Source organism: Streptococcus chenjunshii, assembly GCF_003086355.1.
Classification (GTDB): domain Bacteria; phylum Bacillota; class Bacilli; order Lactobacillales; family Streptococcaceae; genus Streptococcus; species Streptococcus chenjunshii.
In genome coordinates, this window is record NZ_CP031733.1 from 1438220 (window position 1) to 1456536 (window position 18317).

Genomic DNA, 18317 nt, shown 5'->3' on the forward strand with positions numbered 1-18317 from the left:
ATAGAAGACTGGACGAAGAGCCGCTAGGCTCTAAGACAGGCTATACTCACAGAGCAGCCGCACTCGTCGGCTTGCGCTTCCTACGATTGCGTCTCTTTTTTTGCACAGCTCTTAGGCCGTGTTCAATTCCACCAAGATATAAAGGCCTTATAAAAAAACGTATGAAAATGACGGTAAGTCCGAAATCTTCGATTTCGCAGACGCACCTCTGCCAAGATGACTAGAAGGGTGCGGTCGGCTGTCAAGACGACAAAGCTTTCAGTCAGCTACGGCTGACGGTAAGTCCGAAATCTTCGATTTCGCAGACGCACCTCTGCCAAGATGACTAGAAGGGTGCGGTCGGCTGTCAAGACGACAAAGCCTTCAGTCAGCTACGGCTGACGGTAAGTCCGAAATCTTCGATTCGCAGACGCACCTCTGCCAGAACAACTAAAAGAATAATGCAAAACTTCAGCTTCTAAGTCTTTTTGTATTGTGCAGGATGCAGCAGCCTAGCAGCATTTAAAAGTTTTAAGTGCCTACAGAACCGTGCGAGGCGGGACAAAATCCTAGGCATATAGTCCCCTCTTCACTACTGATTTCCAATTTCAGACTGAAACGGCTGCAGAACAGCAGAAAGTAAAACGGTTCTTGTTTTAAGATTACTAAATAAAGTGACCTGCCACGCCCCTCAAGAAGAACTGTCAGACCGTGAACTGCGCAGATAAGCAAAGATTGCTGATTTGCTGTTTTCTAGCTGACCGGTAACAATGGCTGTTTCAATAGCATCAAGAACAGCTCCTAAATCCGGTCCGGACTTAAACCCTAGCTCTTTAATCAGCACTCCGCCGTTAACTGCCATTTCTTTTTTACTGCGAATAGGGAGTTTTTGATTGAGTGTTTCAATTTGAGTAAAAGCTACAGGCAGCCCCTGTGCTTCCCGCAGGTTTTCAACTATCAACAGCAGCTCTCTGCCGTATTGGTAAACCATTTTTTCATCCAGCTGGTTTTGCTCTCTCAGGCTATAAACAGCTAAAAGGTTAAGTACTGTCTTTTGGAAATGATTAGACACCTTCCAGAGCCGCAAAAAATGCTGGTTGTCTGCAAGATTGAGCACATATAAAAGAAAAGCCCAAGCCTGCTCACTGCTCGTAAAAACAAAAGAATCAGGTAAATCCTCAATTAACCGAAACAGCTCTGGTTCTTTGTTTTCTAAACCAGGTAAATAAGCAAAAGCACCGGAAACGATCAGCGCTTCGAGTCCATGTTTCCAGTATGGAGCCAAAAGCAATTTATCAAATTCTACAAAAGACCGTTCAACAGAAATTTTCTCAAGAAGGGAAGCACATGACGCCATTGCAGCGAATGTTGCCTTTTCAATTTGAAAATTAAAACTGGCTGCAAAGCGGAAGCCTCGCATTATTCTCAGGGCATCTTCTTTAAAACGTTCGTTTGGCTGCCCGACTGCTCTTAAAATTTGCTGTTTTAAGTCCGACAGACCAGTGAATTCATCAATAACATGTCCATCTTCATCTAAAGCCAAAGCATTTATTGTAAAATCTCGGCGCCGCAGATCTTCTGACAGGGATCGGACAAAAGAGACATTGCTCGGCCGCCTGTAATCCACATACGTATCTTCTGTTCTAAAGGTTGTAATCTCATACTCTCCCCCTTGATACAAGACCAGCACTGTCCCATGTTCAATACCGATATCGGCTGTTCGGGTGAAAATCTGTTTAATTTCCTGCGGGTAAGCATCAGTAGCAATATCCACATCATGAATCGGACGGTGCAGTAAAGCATCGCGGACACTGCCGCCGACAAAATAGGCCTGATAGCCGGCTTTTCTGATTTTTTTTAGGATTGGTAAAGCCTTCTGAAATTCAGAAGGCAAAGTTTTTAATCTCATAATAAGTGTTCCAAACCATAAACTAGCTGATTGCGTTTTACAACTTCTTTGATTCCCAGATTAACACCGCTCATAAAGGAACTTCGATCATATGAATCATGCCGTAAAGTCAGTCCTTCACCTGCTGCGCCAAAAATAACCTCTTGGTGAGCTACTAAGCCCGGCAGCCGCACACTGTGAATCCGAAAGCCGGCAAACTCTGCTCCCCGGGCGCCTGCCAACGTTTCACTTTCATCTGCTGCGCCTTGTTTTTTAGGCTGACGCACCTGATTGATCAACTCTGCAGTTTTGACTGCTGTTCCGCTGGGAGCATCCTTTTTCTTATCATGATGTAGCTCAATGATTTCAAGGTCAGGAAAATACTTAGATGCTTTGGCAGCAAACTCCATCAGTAAAATGGCACCGATCGCAAAATTAGGAGCTATCAGTCCGCCAATGTTTTTCTCAGCAGACAGAGCACTCAGTTCAGTGATTTGCTCCTGCGTAAAACCAGTTGTCCCAACCACGGGAGCAAAGCCGTTTTCAATGGCAAAACGCGTATTTTCATAGGCAACCTGCGGCGTCGTAAAATCCACCCATACATCCGCTGAAATTCCCTGCATGGATTCCTTATTTGTAAACACCGGAATGCCGTCAGCTTCCTTTTCTTCTGCAAAAGGATCAAGCAAAGCAGCCACTTGCAGCTCCTGGTCCTGTTTAACCATCTCAACTGCAGTTGAACCCATCCTGCCCTTAAAACCTGCAATAATAACATTAATTGTCATAGTACACTCCTTATAAAATCGGGGTAAACCCAAGGGCAACTGCTCCTCTTCCCAAGTGAGTCGCAATGACACCATTAAAAGCAATGATTTTCAGCTTTTTACTGTAGCCGGAATCCAGCAAAATCTGTTGTAAATAGTCTGCCTTTTCCTGCGCTTGAGCATGGATAATAAACGTTTCATAGTGCCCTTCTTCTGTCAGTTCGTGCAGCAATTCCACCAAGCGCCTGATTGCTTTCTTTTCTGTCCTGACTTTCTCGTAAACAACAATAGTGCCGGTCTCATCGAAATGAAGAATCGGTTTGATATTTAATAAGGTGCCAAGAACAGCTGTTCCATTGGACAGACGTCCGCCTTTGACCAGATGATTTAAATCATCCACCATGATAAAGGCTCTTGTTCCTTCAATCTGCCTATCCAGCTTTTCTAAAATTTGCGAAAACGTGAACCCAGCAGTCTGCCAATAAAAAATATTCTCTACCATACTGCCGAGCGGCCCGGAGGTGATTTTACTGTCAGGAAAAGCAATGGTTAAATTAGGATACTCTTCAACAAGAAACTGAATATTCTGCCAGAAACCGGAAATTCCGCCGGCCAAAAAAAGGCCGATGACATGCGTATAATCCTCACTGGCCAGCTGGCTCAGCAGCTCATCTAACTCTGCTAAACTGGGCTGACTGGTTTTAGGCAGCTCGCTGGCAGCTGCCATCTTGTCATAAAATTCAGAAAGTGTCAGATTTTGCCCTTCGACATAGGTGATCCCATCAATAGCAATTGGGATATTTAAAACATAAAGATGTTCCTGCCCTGTCAGCTCCTGCGATAAAACCGCTGTTGAATCTGTAATTACTGCTAGTTTCATTAGTTTTTAAACTCCAGATTAACTCCCGGCTGATCAAGAGCAATTTCGGTAACTTCATAAGTCAAACGCTGAACCATATCCAGCAGGGGAGCTGCCAAACCTTCGACCTCGGCCTGACTAAATTCACTTGGCTCATTGATAATTCGATTTTTAATATGATTCATTTGAGAAATGACCCCATTGATGACAAAATCGTCACGAACAACCATGAACTGCAGAACAGCCACAACAGCTGTCTCCTTCTGCTTTTCATCCTTGTTTACCAGTTGAAAAGTAACTTCAAAATCTGTTTTAGGAGTTCCATTATCTTTCTCCCATTCTAAATTGCGGGCATTGTAATGATATTGATTGACAAATTCCTTTTCACGTACAACTTTCATCCTTTTCTCCTAAATTGACAATAATATTTATTATAGCACAAAAACAATTCTAATTAAAGGCATTTTTCGCTGTTAACTGCGGTAAACGCTTCAAGAACATTACCTTTTCCAATCGTATTTTTGTAAAAACACAGTCTTCTTTTTGTCTGTTTTTAAAAATATAAATGTCTAAGCAGCACAACCTTAAGGCAGCAAGATACCGGATGGAAAACTGACTTACATATGACTCTGTAATAATCATAGAATGGATGTGCAAATGATTTACGGGTGTAAGTGTTGCTTGCACCTTGACTGGCCTTAGCATCTTATTAAATTAAACTTGATCTAAAATCCTAATAAAAATAGAAAAACCTTGATTTTTCAAAAAATCAAGGTTTCCGCTATTACATAATACTTAAATCTTTACTTCCCTTGTTTCGTCAAATGTTGAGGGCAGTCAGAATCTGTTGGACGATATTGACAGCTGTCAGACCGTTTTCAGCTAAAAGTTCCTCTGTATCATAGCGATCATGATAAACTTTAGCAATACCATAATTCTGTACCTTAAGATTCTTGCTGCCAAGATAGCTGGCAATCATCTGTCCGTAGCCTCCCTCAAGAATCCCATCCTCCAAAGCAACGACAAGTTTATGATCTGTCTCTAATGAGTCCAATAACTCTTTATCAAGGCCGGTAATGAATTTAGGGTTAACTAATGTTGCAGCAATCCCATGCTCTGCAGCCAGCTTCTCTGCAATTTCTTCTGCTAAGCTGTAGAAATTTCCCAGACCAAACAGAGCCACCTGTGAACCTTTTTGAGTGACTTGATTTTTATTAAGATGGGAATAGTCTGTTGTATCAGGCTCTCCGCTTTCTTTAAGAGGACCAACGGGAACACGGATAGCAACAGGATGATCTGTCTGCTCAATCGCCCAGTCCAGCATGGCCAAATGTTCTTCCTTATTCGTTGGTGCCAGATAAACAAAATTAGGGATATGTGCCAAAAATGGAATATCAAAAAAGCCTAAGTGACTTTCATCATTCATACCGTAAACAGAAGCCAGGTACACCAAAACAGTACCTGCCTGATTGTTCAGTGCCATATCATGCGACAGCTGATCATAAGTCCGCTGAAGAAAGGTTGAGTAAACCGCCCAAATTGGTTTAGCGCCATTTTGGGCTAAACCGGTTGCCATTGTCGCGGCCTGTTCTTCAGCTATTCCTACATCAACGAACTGTTCTCCTACTGTTCGACGCTGTTCCGGATTAAAAAGCAACATTGGCGTACCAGCATTGAGCGCTACAACGGTAGGATCTTGCTTGATCTTATCCATTATAAAATCAGTCGTGATGCTGCTGTAGCTTGCTCTGCTGCCTGCAGAAGAACTGTACTCTCCTGTTTCAAGACTGAAGGGGCCGCCGGCATGAAAAGCTTCCCGATTGATTTCTGCAGGCCGAAAACCTTTTCCTTTCACCGTATGGATATGGAGCAGAACCGGATGATCACTGTCTTTAACTTCTTGAAAAAGTGCAATCAAGCTGTCTAAATCATTGCCCTCCTCCAAATAATAATAATCATACCCCAGCGCTTTAAAGAAATTATCCTGAGTTTTTCCCTTACTTTGGCGGAGGGAATGCAGGGCAGTATAAATGCCTCCTTTGGGATTAGGTGCAATTGATTGTTCATTATCGTTGACAATCACAATCGTATTGCGCTTGGCAGTCGCAATAGCATTGAGTCCTTCATAGGCTAAACCACCCGACAGCGACCCATCACCGATAAGTGCTACAACATTATAGCTGTCTTTCTTCAAATCTCTGGCTTTAGCAACACCGCTTGCCAAGGATAAGGAAGTTGAAGTATGCCCCACAGTGAATAAATCATGTTCACTTTCTTTAGGATTCGTATAGCCTGAGACATCATCATAATGTTGGGAATCGGTAAAGGCCTGACGGCGTCCTGTCAGCATTTTATGGATATAAGACTGATGCGAAACATCAAAAATCAATTTGTCAGTCGGTGAATTAAAAACGTAATGCAGAGCAACTGTCATTTCAACAACCCCCAAATTGGGACCGTTATGACCGCCATGCTGACTGACCTTAGTCAGCAAAACACTGCGCACTTCGTCGGTTAGTTGGTGCAATTCTGCTGCAGACAGTCCTTTAAGGTCTGCAGGAGACTGAATCTTCTCTAAAACCATGTAGCCAACACACTCCTTTTTATTTTTATTATCTATATTTTATACCTTAAAGCATACTTTAAGTCAAGGTTTTTTGAATCGAAAGTTTGGCTTATTAACTATTGCAGCCAGCTATATGACTACGCTTCTCCTTCCCAACCTCCGCGAGTATCTACTCCTGACGCTGCGGCTAGTTCTTCTAACGCATCAAGCTCTGCAGCGGTTAAGGACAGTTCAGAGGCTTTGAGAGCATCCTGAACCTGTTCAACTTTGGTAACACCTAGAATCGGCCGAGTACCGCGGCCAATAGCCCAAGCAGTAGCAATTTGAGCAGGGGTGACCTGATAATCATCTGCTAATGCCCGCAGTTTAGCAAGCAGATCTTTAAGCGATGGAAAAAGCGGATTGTAGGTTTTTCCACGGTTAGAATCAGCCGGCAATAAATGATCTTCATCATATTTCCCTGATAAAGCACCTTGCTCTAAAACCATATAAGCAAAAAAATCAATCGCATTTTCTTTACAATAATCAAGCAAACCATCTGTCAATGAGTTGCGGTAAAGTAAACTGAAATGGTTTTGTACAGCTGCCAGTTTGATACCTGACGGCGCTAAAATTTCCTGAACACGCTTAACTTGTTCCAAACTATGGTTAGAAACACCGATACGTCTAACTCGGCCAGATTTCACCAAATTTGCAAGATAAGGGGTCCAGCGTTCAACATCAGCTGCATTATGAATCCAGTAAATATCGATGTAATCTGTTCCCAGACGCTTTAAACTGCCAGTCAGCATCGCTTCTACTGGATCAGGTGCCGTATCATCCTGCATGCCTGGAGTAAATTTATCAGAAATGACAAGCTGACTGCGATCATAATCCGCAGCCAATTCTCCTAAAATACGTTCCGATTCCCCATTTGCATATGCATAGGCCGTATCAAAAACATTGAGTCCAGACGAAAGAGCTTCAGCAAAAACTGATTTTAAATCTTCAGTATCTAATTCATTTCCAAAAACGACATTGCCGCCAGCAAAACCGCCGACACCCCACGACCAAGTTCCCAAAGCTATCTGTGCTTCCTTTTTATGTTCAGTTGCCATTATAACCTCTCCTTTTATTTACTTTCCTTTGAATGCTGCTATATTCTCAGCAATAATATTAGCCTGAAACTCACGAACGCTATAATCTGCTTTATCAGGCGCATAAACATCCTGACTGATAATAGCATTCAGACTATCGCGATCAGCTGCCTGAGCGATAATAAGTCCAGCCATATCCTGATCAGTATAAGGACCGACTGCCAAGAAATTCCCCTCATCAGCATATTTCTTAAACCAGGCACGATGTCCCTGCAAAAGCTCATCCGCCTGTTCAGGCGGAATGCGATCCGTTTTTAGTTGAATATCAATCAAATACATACAAACTCCTTTTATTAAGATACAAAGGCCGCGAAAAGCTCACAGCAAAAATCAGAGACTACCTGTCTTATAAGCAAGTATCAGTCTGATCATCTATTCGTAATCTCCTAAGGTAATTAAATTGTCCTCAAGAAGATAAGCTGCATAATCTTGAGCCGCCTGAGATAGCTCTTCATCTGATAACTGCATGCCATCCACAGAAAAGGGCCGCTTATAAATTGTACCGATCAAATGGCTTGTTGCTTGAAACGGACGAAGTAATTCTGTAACAGTATATTTTGCTGAACCCGTGTGGCTGTAATCAGCCAGCGTTGCGCCTGGTGTAATGGCAATAACCAGCTCTTTACCATGCAGGGCATTTCCGGAACTTCCGTAAGCCCAGCCGTACTGTAAAACTTGATTTTCCCATTCCTTAACCAAAGACGGAGCTCCATACCAATACATGGGAAACTGTAAAACAATTCGATCTGTTTTTTCTAATACTGCCTGCTCTGCTGCAACATCAATTTTTCCATCGGGATATAAATCATATAAATAACGTACTGGAATAATTTTTTCTACTGTTTCCGCTAAAGTCCGGTTGACTCTGGACTCTCTGCGATGAGGATGGAATAGAAAGACAGTTGTTTGCATACGATCATCTCCTTTTATTAAGATACAAAGGCCGCGAAAAGCTCACAGCAAAAATAGGATAACTAACGAAGAAACTTCAGTTTCTGGGAAGTTCTATACTCACAGAACACTCACACTCGAGCGTCTCTTAAAGCTTCCTACGATTGTGCCTCTTTTTTGCAAAGAGCTTAGCCGTGTTTCATTCAACAAGATATAAAAGCCATGAAAAATCCCTATGAAATGACGGTAAGCCCGAAATCTTTGATTTCGTCTGCGCACCTCTGCCAAGACGACTAGAAAGGGTGCGGGCGGCTGTCAAGACGGCAAAGCCTTCAGATGGCTACGGCTGACGGTAAGTCCGAAATCTTCGATTTCGCAGACGCACCTCTGCCAGGACGGCTAGAAGGGTGCGGGCGGCTGTGAAGACAGCAAAGCCTTCAGACGGCTACGGCGGGCGGTAAATCAGGAAGTCAGACAGGACCTTGACTATAAGATTCCCACACTTTTCCGATTTAACAATTTCAGTATAGCACTTATAGTTGACTATAAGTCAAATACTTTATCCTTATACCAGCCCATAAGAAAAAGGCATAGCAGCCTAATTAACAGGGCTAAGCCTTTTTAAATTAAAACGGACAAAAAGTATCATGATCAGCATTGTTGTCAAAAAAGCAATCATGACCAAAACATGGGCAGAATTAAGGAAAAACAGACTGACAACAAAACCGCAGACAAGCAAGCCAAAATTGCTCAGATAAAAAGAACGATTGAAGCGGTGTGTTTTTTTATTGTAAGCACCGTGCAGAAAAAGTGCTCCTAAAAGTAAAAGAATCCCTAAATAGAGCATGAGCAGGGCAAAACCGCTATCAGCCTCCTGATTGCCTAAAAAGCCAAGTGACACTGTTACAAGACTGAGACCGAATAAAATAGGATAATGATAATAAATCGCCCCATTGCCTGAAACACCGGATGTATTAACATCAATCAAATGATCTATTTCTACGATATAAATCATGAAAAGATTGGTTACAATCAGAAAAATCAAAAAAGAATCGAGAGAAAGCCGTCCTCTTGTAAAATAAGGAGCAATCCCAATAAGCATTTCTCCAAAAGTAATAATCACCAGAAGGGACAGACGTTCAATCAGGTGAGGAAAACTTAAAGGAGTCACTCCTTCATGCATCATCCGTTTAGTAGGAGCGGTTAAAATACTAGGCAAAAGCCAAGTAAAAATAATACCGGCAGCTGCTACCAGCAAACCAATTTGATACGGAAGCCATACCGCTAAAAATAAAACAGCAGAACGAATGCCTAAAATATAGAAAAACTGACGAATGAACTGTTTATCAGCTTGATTATCTGTTTTAAAATATTCAGCAACATACTGTAACAACAAAATAAAAGAGATAAAGGCAACCGGCAGTATAAATAGAGTGAAATCTGATGACCAATCTTCTGTAACAGCTGTTGAAGAAATTAAAAGGCAGATCATTTGAGCAAACATAAACAGAATATTGGTCAGAGAATTGCTGCCGAAACGATTGGTAAAAACAGTCTGAACCATCCATGAATTAATAAAAATAATTAAACCGATAAAAAAAGTAAAGAAGGCATAAGGTTCCACAATTCCATGATGAACATGATGAATAAGTGATGTCACCTGACTGATGGCATAAACATAAACTAAATCATAAAAAAGTTCTGTCAACTCTACTTTTTTATGCTGAACAACCGACATTATCTCTCCTCTCACAAGATACAAAGGCCGTTAAAAACGCAAAAAGAAAATAGGGGACTGGCTGACGAATCATCAGATTCTAAGTCAGGCCATCTTTTTCTCGCAGCGTTTAGGCCGTGTTCAATTCCATCAAGATACAAAGGCCGTTAAAAACGCAAAAGGAAAATAGGGGGTAAACTAGAAATCTTCGATTTCGCAGACGCACCCCTGCCATGACGGCTAGGGAACGAAACAGAACCACAGACCTAAACGAACGCCCCCACAAAGGCCTAGCAGACATTTTAAAGCTTTGAAAAAGCTACTAAAATCTACTAGGCTACTGCACATAACACTGACAAAATTAAGGGGGAATTTTTAAATCAGCCTCCAGCAGTATTCTCACATCTTAGCGGACATCATCGTTTTCACTAGGATTTTAGGGCATGGTATATCAATGACCTGGAATTTGCAGTAAGAAACAGCTACTCCTGCTTTCATTCACGAGAACAGCTGTCAGCAGAAAATGCCGAACTAAAATATTCCACACCGCATCAGAACACTACAAAAATAGGTCAAAAAACAAGCCGCCTTGGTTAACCAGTATATCTGCGGTCAACGTTAATAATTTTTTGGTTTGCACCATCTCTGCAGTCTGTTCAATATAAGTCTTAAAATGCTGAGTTTGGCGGTGTTTTTCATAGGCTGCATTATCAGCATAAATTTCGAAAAACCGCCAAGAAGCAGGATTGTCAGCAAGTGTTGCTGCATACATAGCTAAAACACCTGTTTCCTTTTCCATTGCTGCTGCCATTTCTTTAACAACAATATCGCGAAAAGCCTGATTAGACTCAGTTTTAACATCAACCTCCGCTAATTTAACTGTTAAGCTGTCCTTCCCTTGAGCAGATATGGCTTCTGCTTTTTCCTTCAGCCACTGCGGGTGCAGCTGATAAACAAGACGATCAGTCAAATGCTCAGCAGCAAAGCTGGCGAAAGACTGGAAATGTTCAGAAGCAACATGTTTCTCATAAGCTTCAGTATTTTCGTAAATTTCAGCAATATAAAAAGTACTTGGCTCGTCAGGTGAGGAGGTGCTGTACATAGCCAGAGTCCCCGGCTCTTTTGCAATCGATGTTGTTAAATTATGTTGACCTATTTCTGAAAACTCTGTCAGTTTATCCGATGCTACTTTAAGCTTAAAAATTCTCATTAAAGGCGCTTTTTGTAAACGGTTGTCCATATTTGTTTTTCTCACTTTCTATATAGTTTATCTGCAAAATTGTGGTAAAGAATCGCTTCTTTATCTGACTGAGAAATCCCCATCTCCTCAATAGCTGCCAGTATTTCCTTACCAGCCCCAGCAGGCAGAATACCAAGAGGAGCGTCTGTCCCAAAGAAAACATGGCCGATTCCAAAATAAGCAGCGGCTAATTCTAACGCCTTGGTATTCCCCAACAAGGCTGTATCAACATAAAATTTAGAAAAATCATCTGCCAGATGAGCAGGCAGAATATGCGCAATGCGTCCAGCAAAATAAGGAATCATGGCCCCAGCATGATGGACAAGTATTTTTAGATTGGGAAACTCTTGGAAATACTCTGCTTGGACAATTTGCATCATGGCTTGAGACAGCTCGTATTCCCAAGAAAATACAATATTGTTATCAGGCTTACGCTCATCAAAAACTGGGTGCAGCCAAATTGTAAGTCCTAGCTGAGCGCATTTGGCAAAAATGGGTTTAAAAGCAGGATCCGCAACAGACTGACCTAAATGTCTGGTAAAAAGCTGAACACCTAAAATTTCCTCATGTTCCATGACAAAATCATCAATTATTTGCAGGCTCTCGTCAATATTATTTAGCGCCAGCATAGCAACAGCACCAGCAAACAAATCTGGATTTTCCTGTACCGTCTGCAGTAATTCTGTATTCGCTTTTCTCGTTAAAAGAGCAGCTGTTTTTCCAGACACATAGTCTTCCGGATTGATGTTGACATAAGAAATAACCTGACGTACACCTGCCGTTTTATGCTGTCGGCGCAGATTTATATCACCTAAAAGCGGGTTTTGAATAAAAGGCATTTTCTTAGGTAAATCCTGATCTAACATGAGCATTCTCTGATAAAATTCAGGCAAGAGGACATGAGCAAAAACATCAACCTTCTCCATTATTAAAAAACTCCTTCTGCTATTATCTGGCCCAGATAAGAAAGACACTGGCCGCAAAATATAAAATAAAATAAGAAAAATGTAAAGGCAGATTCCACTTTAAGTAAATACGGCGCCTTACATCATTAATTTTACCGCTGTTGATCAGCTCCTCGCTCTCTCCAAATCCCGTTAAACGGTGAGCCAGAAGCAGCAGAATCAGCGGTAAAACTGCTCCTAGACTTGCCGGCCAATGACCTGACTGCCAGTTTACCAATAAAGAGAGCAAAGCTGTGGCAAATTGACAAACTACACAAGCTCCATACCACTTAGGAATATGCTTTTCTCGCCTGAAAGGGCTGTAATAGTCCGAAAAGCCATCATCTTTTTTGGTTGTTAACAAATAATTAAAGTAGCTGCCGATAGTCAGACAGTAAGAAAGCATAAAACCTGCCATCATAGCTGTCAAGACAATCGTCAGATCATAAAAAAACATTGTGCTGCCCTCACTTAGTCTCAGTCTCCTTCTGACTGATCTGCAAAAATACGGTATTCTTCATAATAAGAATTCCCTTCAGCAATCTCTCCTGATTTATAAAGAGCAATTTTATGCTCTAAGCGGTCAATTGACCGCTGTAAATTTTGTTTTTTCTTATACAGGAGTTCCAGTTGCTGCCGGAGCAAGGTCTCCCGTGCATCAAGGGTCCCTTCGCCCTGCCGCAGTAAATTAGCATATTCAAGCAGGCGCTCGATTGAAATATCAGAATGACGCAGACAGATAATCATCTCCAGCCATTTCAGCAAATCTTCCGTAAAATACCGATTGCCATTGCTTTGTCTGGGAATTCGGGGCAGAAGCCCGATTCGTTCATAATAGCGCAACGTATTAGCATTTATATTATATTTTTGACTAACTTCTGTAATAGTATAAGTCTTCTCCACCAGCACACTCACCTTCAACAAGATACAAAGGCCGTTAAGAAATCCGTATGAAAATAGGGAAGGACAAGCGGTGGCCTACACCGCGACAGACTTCATCTTTTTCACTAGGATTTTAGGCCGTGTTCAATCCACCAAGATACAAAGGACGTGAAAAACGCAAAGAGAAAATAGACGGTAAGCCAGAAATCTTTGATTTCGTTGGCGCACCTCTGCCAAGATGACTAGAAGGGTGCGGTCGGCAGTCAAGACGACAAAGCCTTCAGTCAGCTACGGCTGACGGTAAGACCGAAATCTTCGATTTCGTTGGCGCACCTCTGCCAAGATGACTAGCGCTGTTTAACAGTACGCCTACATCGCAACAGATTTCGTCTTTTCCGCCAGAACTTTAGCTTGTACATCCGTTTTCCACACAGTTTTATTATACTACTTATAGTAGACTATAAGTCAAGGCTTACTTGCTCAAAACCGATCATAAATAGTCAGGCCATAAGCTTCAATAATGTGATTCAATTTTTCTCCATAAGCCGTATCGGTAGCATAGGTACCGGTTAAAGCTGTAGTAGCTTCCTGATAAGAGTGCGCATAGGATCTTCTGACATTTCTGTAAATATCTTTTTGGAGAAGCTGTGCATAATCCTGCAGAGACTCTCTCTGACTGCCGTAAGAGCGGAAATCTGCATCAATCTGATACATATTACCTTTTCCGTCATCTTCTAAAGTAGGCATAGAGACAGATTGCCCCAGATAGTCACCTTTTATCCCAAAAAAATTAAAATTAGGCGCCTGACTGAGTGTAGACTGTCCGCTGTCAGATTCCAACACAGCCTGAGCAATCATAACTGAGGCATAGAGATCATTTGCTGCAGCAATTTCCTGAGCAGTTGGTCCGATAGTCCTGATAAAATCAAGAGTTGTTTGATCCTGAAGAAAAGTCTCCTCAGGTTGTTTTGCTTCTTCCTTCCCTTGATAAGCAGCAAAAATAAGTGCCAAAACAGAAAGAAGCAAAAGTAAAATAGTTAAGTTATTTTTTTGTTTTTTCTTTAATCTTATTTTTTTCATGCTATACTCGCTTTTGCCTGTAATATGTATTAGTATAACAAAAGTCTCTTAAAATACCAGCCGAAAACATAAGATACAAAGGCTGTGAAAAGCTCACAGCAAAAATAGGAAAACTGACGAAGAAACCTCAGTTTCTAGGAAGTTTTATGCTCACAGAGCAGCCGCATTCGTATCTCAGCTTGCGCTTTCTATAATTGCGTCTCTTTTTTACAAAGAACTTAGGCCGTGTTCAATTCCAACAAGAAACAAAGACCGGTTAAAGCTTTGAAAAAGCAACTAAAATGGCGCTAGGTTACTACATCTCGCACATAACACTGACAAAATTAAAGACTAGTTTTTAAATCAACCTTCAGACGGCTACGGCTGACGGTAAGTTCGAAATTTTCGATTTCGCAGATGTACCTCTGCAAGGCGTTAGGGAGAGAGACAGAATCCCAGATTGCAAAGTTCCCCCTTGCTTTCTCGTCTCTAAGCTTGGACTAGGATAAGGTACTCCCGTAAGGCCTAATGATATTTTAGTCATTTTCCAAAATTTTAAAATTTCAGGGTGAGGATAAAAGTTCTCCTCCTTCTGTTTTTTCATGAAAACTGATGCTAAGAAAACCCGCCATAAGTAAAAAAGCCAAAGCCGGAGCAAAAACTCCTGACTTTGGCCATCGAATTTATCGCTGCTCAAAAATGCGAAACATCTTAGATATCACAGTCATTGGAAACGCAAATATTATTGAGCTTTTCTGAGAGCGCCGAAGAGAATACCTGAGACCACTGCTCCCACCAATACAAAGAGAATGTACAGGAGAGGATTGGAGGTCAGAGCGATAACAAAGATACCGCCGTGCGGAGCCATAAGCTTGATTCCTGCATATCCAACAAGAGCGCCCGCTAAGGCTGAACCGGCCATAAAGCTTGGAATAGCACGGCCCGGATCCGCCGCTGCAAATGGAATAGCCCCCTCTGTGATGAAAGACAGTCCCATAATGATATTAGTTAAACCGGAATTCCGCTCTTCTTCCGTAAATTTGTTTTTGAAAAGAAGTGTAGCGACAAAAATTGCCAATGGCGGCACCATACCTCCAGCCATTACAGCAGCCATTACAACTGAACCGCCGTCTGCAATAGATGCAGCCAATGTTCCTGTACCAAAGACATAAGCCGCCTTGTTGAAAGGACCGCCCATATCAATAGCCATCATACCGCCAAGAACCAATCCCATCAGTACTGCTGAACTACCTGAAAGGCTTTCCAGGAAGTTATTCAAAGCTGTATTAATTGCGGCCATCGGGATATTGACAGCCAGCATCAGAAATCCGGTCACAAATACGCCCAGCAACGGATAAAGCAAGATCGACTTGATACCTTCAAGCGAACGAGGCAGGCCGGCAAGGAGCTTTTTGAGGAGCAGAATCACACCGCCGGCAAGGAAACCGCCGACAAGAGCTCCAAGAAAACCAGAAGGGATAGCATCCGGAACATCGTTTACAGCAGCTGCAAATGGGACCTTGCCCCAAGCAAGACCGGATGAAGCAATAGCTCCGGCAACAAAACCGGCAACTAGCCCTGGTTTCTCAGCAATTGAATAGGCAATGTAACCAGCAAGAACCGGCAACATAAAGTTAAAAGCAACATCCCCGACACTCTTAAACAAAGCAGCGATTTCATTATAGGAACCAAGACTGCCCAGCTGGTCCTGCGGTACACCCAGCAGATTATCCAGAAGGAAGGCTAAGGCAATCATAATTCCGCCGCCGATTACAAACGGCAGCATCTGGGAAACACCGCTCATCAGGTGTTTATAGAAAGCACCGCCAAGGCTGTTTTTCTCTGTCTTGCTTTCAGGTGCAGCCGTCTCAGAAGCGGTATAGGTTTCTGCCTTTCCGTCAAGAACAAGATTAATCAATTCTTCTGACTTCTTAATCCCATCAGCAACAGGACGGGATATCAGAGGCTTTCCATTGAAACGTGACATTTCAACGGCTTTATCGGCAGCGACAATAACACCTTTAGCACGTTTAATTTCATCATCTGTCAGTTTATTGCCAATCCCTGAGGCGCCGTTCGTTTCCACGCGGACTTGAACCCCCATTTCCTGACCTTGTTTGATCAAGGCTTCTTCAGCCATATAGGTATGCGCAATACCTGTCGTACAAGCTGTCACAGCAACAATGAGAGGCTGGTCTTCTGAAGAGACTGATGCAGCAGCAGGCGCTGACGCTTGGCTGCCAGCCTCTGCTTCTGTTTCATCAAAAACAGCGATAACCTGTTCAGGACTTGTAACTTGGCGCAATTTGTCTGCAAAACCGTCTTTTAAAAGGTATTTTGACAGCTCAGCCAAGGCTGCTAAATGTGTGTCATTGGCTCCATCCGGAGCAGCAATCATAAAGAAAAGATCAACAGGCTGTCCGTCAAGCGCTTCATAATCAACGCCTGCCTGTGATTTCGCAAAGAGAACTGTCGCTTCCTTAACAGCTGCATTTTTGCTGTGTGGCATCGCAATCCCATCACCCAGGCCGGTTGATGTTTGTGCTTCACGGTTCATAATCCCTTCTTTAAAGGTGGCAAAATCTGTTACAATGCCCTTATCTACAAGCTTTGTAACCATTTCGTCAACAGCAGCCTCCTTAGTAACTGCCTGCAAATCAAGAATCATGACTTCTTTTTTCAGTAAGTCTTGGATTTTCATATTTTTTCTACCTCTACTTTTTTATAAGTTTCCTCAATAAATGCGGCGCTTGCCAAATCATCTGAAAAAGTGGTGGCTGTTCCGCAGGCAACTCCCCACTTAAGAGCTTCAAGAAGATTGCCTGTGTTTACATATTCTCCGGTGAATCCAGCAACCATTGAATCGCCGGCCCCAACAGAGTTTTTTACTTCGCCTTTAATTGGTTTAGCGAAGTAACTGGCCTCAGGACTTACCAGCAAGGCTCCGTCCCCTGCCATTGAAACAATGACATTTTGTGCTCCCTTTGCCAAGAGTTTATGCGCATACTTTTCGATATCGGCCAGCCCATCTAGCTCAACCCCAAAAATATCAGCCAGCTCATGATTATTAGGTTTTACCAGCAAAGGGGTATAAGCCAGAGCATCTAGGAGGGTCTGACCTTCAAAATCACAGACGACCTGCGCCCCTGCCTTTTTAGCTAAGGGAATCAAGAGCTTATAGACTGCATTGCCCAGACTGGATGGCGCACTGCCAGCAAAAACAACAGTATCTGAACTGCTTAAATCCGCCAGAACCGCCTGCAGCTCTGCAGATTTCTCATCAGAAATTTGCGGGCCGGCTCCGTTAATCTCAGTCTCTCGATCAGCCTTAATTTTAACATTGATTCTTGTGTCTTCTTCAACTTCTATAAATTCTGTTTTTATCCCTTCGGACTTCAGACCGTCTTTAATAAACTGACCGGTAAAGCCGCCCACAAAGCCGGTGGCAATACTGTCATGCCCCAAACGCTGAAGAATACGGCTGACATTGATGCCTTTTCCTCCTGTAAATTTATCGTCGCTTTTCATACGATTGACAGCACCTAGCTCAAGCCTATCAATGCGAACAATAAAATCAATTGAAGGATTTAAAGTAACTGTATAGATCATACCTCGAATACCCTCGTTTTTTCTCTAATTTTCTTTATCAAAGCGATATCGGAATGGTTGGTAATGAGCTCAGCCGCCTCAATCCGGTCCACCTTGGCAAATGAAACATGACCGATTTTGGAAGAATCTGCTAAAATATATGATTTCTGAGCATTCTCAATAACTGTCTTTTTGATAACAGCTTCTTCAATATCAGGAGTGGTCAAAAATTGCTCATCCACACCGTTCATCCCTAAAAAAGCTTTATCAAAATTTAACTGACGGATCTGTTCCACCGCAACATTGCCGATGCTGGCATCGGTTGTCGTTTTCACCACTCCTCCGATAATCAGCGTTTCAATATTGTGCTCCACCAATTTACTAGCATGATGAATCGAATTCGTCACTACTTTCAAATCGTTTTGAAACAGCTCATCCAAAAGCAGTTCAGTGGTCGTTCCCGCATCAATAAAGATGACTTCACCATCAGAAATAAAAGAAGCAGCCTTTTTAGCAATATCAGTTTTTAGCTGAACGTTTTTGATAGATTTTTGCTTATTGGATAACTCTTCCTGCAGTGAATGCAACAGCTCTGCTCCCCCGTGAACACGGTGCAGCTTATGCTCACTTTCTAATTCATCTAAATCGCGCCGTACTGTGGATTCAGACGTTTTAAGAATAGTGACCAGATTTTCCAGAGTCACAAAGCTATCTTTAGAAATCTCCTCCATAATCACTTGTTTGCGTTTTGACTTTAAAATATTTCCACCTCCCTCCTCAATGAAATCGTTTACAGTTATCATT

17 protein-coding genes are annotated in these 18317 nt (G+C 42.3%); all 17 read right to left on the reverse strand.

What is annotated here, in order from left to right; translation table 11 throughout:
- Nucleotides 1–670: 670 nt before the first annotated feature.
- Nucleotides 671–1888: a CCA tRNA nucleotidyltransferase gene (locus tag DDV21_RS06950; RefSeq protein WP_116877674.1), complete on the reverse strand. Its 1218-nt coding sequence runs from the start codon at nt 1886–1888 to the stop codon at nt 671–673.
- Nucleotides 1885–2652: a 4-hydroxy-tetrahydrodipicolinate reductase gene (gene dapB / locus DDV21_RS06955; protein WP_116877675.1), complete on the reverse strand. Its 768-nt coding sequence runs from the start codon at nt 2650–2652 to the stop codon at nt 1885–1887. Before dapB ends, DDV21_RS06950 begins: the two co-directional genes overlap by 4 nt.
- 10 nt (nt 2653–2662) lie before the next feature.
- On the reverse strand, nt 2663–3511 hold the full coding sequence (locus tag DDV21_RS06960) for a DegV family protein (RefSeq protein ID WP_116877676.1): 849 nt from the start codon (nt 3509–3511) through the stop codon (nt 2663–2665).
- Entirely contained in the window at nt 3511–3891 is a 381-nt protein-coding gene (locus tag DDV21_RS06965) for a DUF1149 family protein (protein WP_116877677.1), read from the reverse strand. The genes DDV21_RS06960 and DDV21_RS06965 overlap by 1 nt, the downstream gene beginning before the upstream one ends.
- A 419-nt stretch (nt 3892–4310) precedes the next feature.
- Nucleotides 4311–6074: a 1-deoxy-D-xylulose-5-phosphate synthase gene (locus DDV21_RS06970; protein ID WP_116877678.1), complete on the reverse strand. Its 1764-nt coding sequence runs from the start codon at nt 6072–6074 to the stop codon at nt 4311–4313.
- 119 nt (nt 6075–6193) lie between these two features.
- Nucleotides 6194–7153: an aldo/keto reductase gene (locus DDV21_RS06975; RefSeq protein ID WP_116877679.1), complete on the reverse strand. Its 960-nt coding sequence runs from the start codon at nt 7151–7153 to the stop codon at nt 6194–6196.
- Nucleotides 7154–7171: 18 nt separating this feature from the next.
- Entirely contained in the window at nt 7172–7471 is a 300-nt protein-coding gene (locus tag DDV21_RS06980; protein WP_116877680.1) for a YciI family protein, read from the reverse strand.
- A gap of 93 nt (nt 7472–7564) precedes the next feature.
- Complete coding sequence (locus DDV21_RS06985; RefSeq protein ID WP_116877681.1) at nt 7565–8104, reverse strand: NAD(P)H-dependent oxidoreductase; 540 nt, start codon at nt 8102–8104, stop codon at nt 7565–7567.
- A 577-nt stretch (nt 8105–8681) separates the two neighbouring features.
- Complete coding sequence (locus DDV21_RS06990; RefSeq protein WP_116877682.1) at nt 8682–9821, reverse strand: low temperature requirement protein A; 1140 nt, start codon at nt 9819–9821, stop codon at nt 8682–8684.
- 538 nt (nt 9822–10359) lie between these two features.
- A complete protein-coding gene (locus tag DDV21_RS06995) occupies nt 10360–11040 on the reverse strand; it encodes a putative quinol monooxygenase (protein ID WP_116877683.1) in 681 nt (226 codons plus the stop codon).
- A gap of 11 nt (nt 11041–11051) precedes the next feature.
- Nucleotides 11052–11966, reverse strand: coding sequence for an amidohydrolase family protein (locus DDV21_RS07000; RefSeq protein ID WP_116877684.1), 915 nt, complete (start codon nt 11964–11966; stop codon nt 11052–11054).
- A gap of 22 nt (nt 11967–11988) precedes the next feature.
- Nucleotides 11989–12441: a hypothetical protein gene (locus DDV21_RS07005; protein ID WP_116877685.1), complete on the reverse strand. Its 453-nt coding sequence runs from the start codon at nt 12439–12441 to the stop codon at nt 11989–11991.
- A 20-nt stretch (nt 12442–12461) separates the two neighbouring features.
- Nucleotides 12462–12890, reverse strand: a complete 429-nt coding sequence (locus DDV21_RS07010; RefSeq protein ID WP_374936029.1) for a MerR family transcriptional regulator — start codon at nt 12888–12890, stop codon at nt 12462–12464.
- 456 nt (nt 12891–13346) lie between these two features.
- Nucleotides 13347–13946, reverse strand: coding sequence for a glucosaminidase domain-containing protein (locus DDV21_RS07015; protein WP_116877687.1), 600 nt, complete (start codon nt 13944–13946; stop codon nt 13347–13349).
- 721 nt (nt 13947–14667) lie between these two features.
- Nucleotides 14668–16626 (reverse strand): PTS fructose transporter subunit IIABC, encoded by a 1959-nt coding sequence (locus tag DDV21_RS07020; protein ID WP_116877688.1) that lies wholly within the window; start codon nt 16624–16626, stop codon nt 14668–14670.
- The gene (gene pfkB / locus DDV21_RS07025) at nt 16623–17534 is read right to left on the reverse strand and encodes a 1-phosphofructokinase (RefSeq protein ID WP_116877689.1); all 912 of its coding nucleotides are present in this window, start codon (nt 17532–17534) and stop codon (nt 16623–16625) included. The genes DDV21_RS07020 and pfkB overlap by 4 nt, the downstream gene beginning before the upstream one ends.
- Nucleotides 17531–18316 carry a DeoR/GlpR family DNA-binding transcription regulator gene (locus DDV21_RS07030; protein WP_241964656.1) on the reverse strand — a complete coding sequence of 262 codons (786 nt, stop codon included), beginning with the start codon at nt 18314–18316 and terminating at the stop codon, nt 17531–17533. Before DDV21_RS07030 ends, pfkB begins: the two co-directional genes overlap by 4 nt.
- Nucleotide 18317: the final 1 nt, after the last annotated feature.

Coding starts and splice junctions, on each gene's coding strand:
- DDV21_RS06950 (WP_116877674.1), bottom strand. CDS start 1,888: ATGAGATTAAAAACTTTGCCTTCTGAATTTCAGAAGGCTTTACCAATC.
- dapB (WP_116877675.1), bottom strand. CDS start 2,652: ATGACAATTAATGTTATTATTGCAGGTTTTAAGGGCAGGATGGGTTCA.
- DDV21_RS06960 (WP_116877676.1), bottom strand. CDS start 3,511: ATGAAACTAGCAGTAATTACAGATTCAACAGCGGTTTTATCGCAGGAG.
- DDV21_RS06965 (WP_116877677.1), bottom strand. CDS start 3,891: ATGAAAGTTGTACGTGAAAAGGAATTTGTCAATCAATATCATTACAAT.
- DDV21_RS06970 (WP_116877678.1), bottom strand. CDS start 6,074: ATGGTTTTAGAGAAGATTCAGTCTCCTGCAGACCTTAAAGGACTGTCT.
- DDV21_RS06975 (WP_116877679.1), bottom strand. CDS start 7,153: ATGGCAACTGAACATAAAAAGGAAGCACAGATAGCTTTGGGAACTTGG.
- DDV21_RS06980 (WP_116877680.1), bottom strand. CDS start 7,471: ATGTATTTGATTGATATTCAACTAAAAACGGATCGCATTCCGCCTGAA.
- DDV21_RS06985 (WP_116877681.1), bottom strand. CDS start 8,104: ATGCAAACAACTGTCTTTCTATTCCATCCTCATCGCAGAGAGTCCAGA.
- DDV21_RS06990 (WP_116877682.1), bottom strand. CDS start 9,821: ATGTCGGTTGTTCAGCATAAAAAAGTAGAGTTGACAGAACTTTTTTAT.
- DDV21_RS06995 (WP_116877683.1), bottom strand. CDS start 11,040: ATGGACAACCGTTTACAAAAAGCGCCTTTAATGAGAATTTTTAAGCTT.
- DDV21_RS07000 (WP_116877684.1), bottom strand. CDS start 11,966: ATGGAGAAGGTTGATGTTTTTGCTCATGTCCTCTTGCCTGAATTTTAT.
- DDV21_RS07005 (WP_116877685.1), bottom strand. CDS start 12,441: ATGTTTTTTTATGATCTGACGATTGTCTTGACAGCTATGATGGCAGGT.
- DDV21_RS07015 (WP_116877687.1), bottom strand. CDS start 13,946: ATGAAAAAAATAAGATTAAAGAAAAAACAAAAAAATAACTTAACTATT.
- DDV21_RS07020 (WP_116877688.1), bottom strand. CDS start 16,626: ATGAAAATCCAAGACTTACTGAAAAAAGAAGTCATGATTCTTGATTTG.
- pfkB (WP_116877689.1), bottom strand. CDS start 17,534: ATGATCTATACAGTTACTTTAAATCCTTCAATTGATTTTATTGTTCGC.
- DDV21_RS07030 (WP_241964656.1), bottom strand. CDS start 18,316: ATGATAACTGTAAACGATTTCATTGAGGAGGGAGGTGGAAATATTTTA.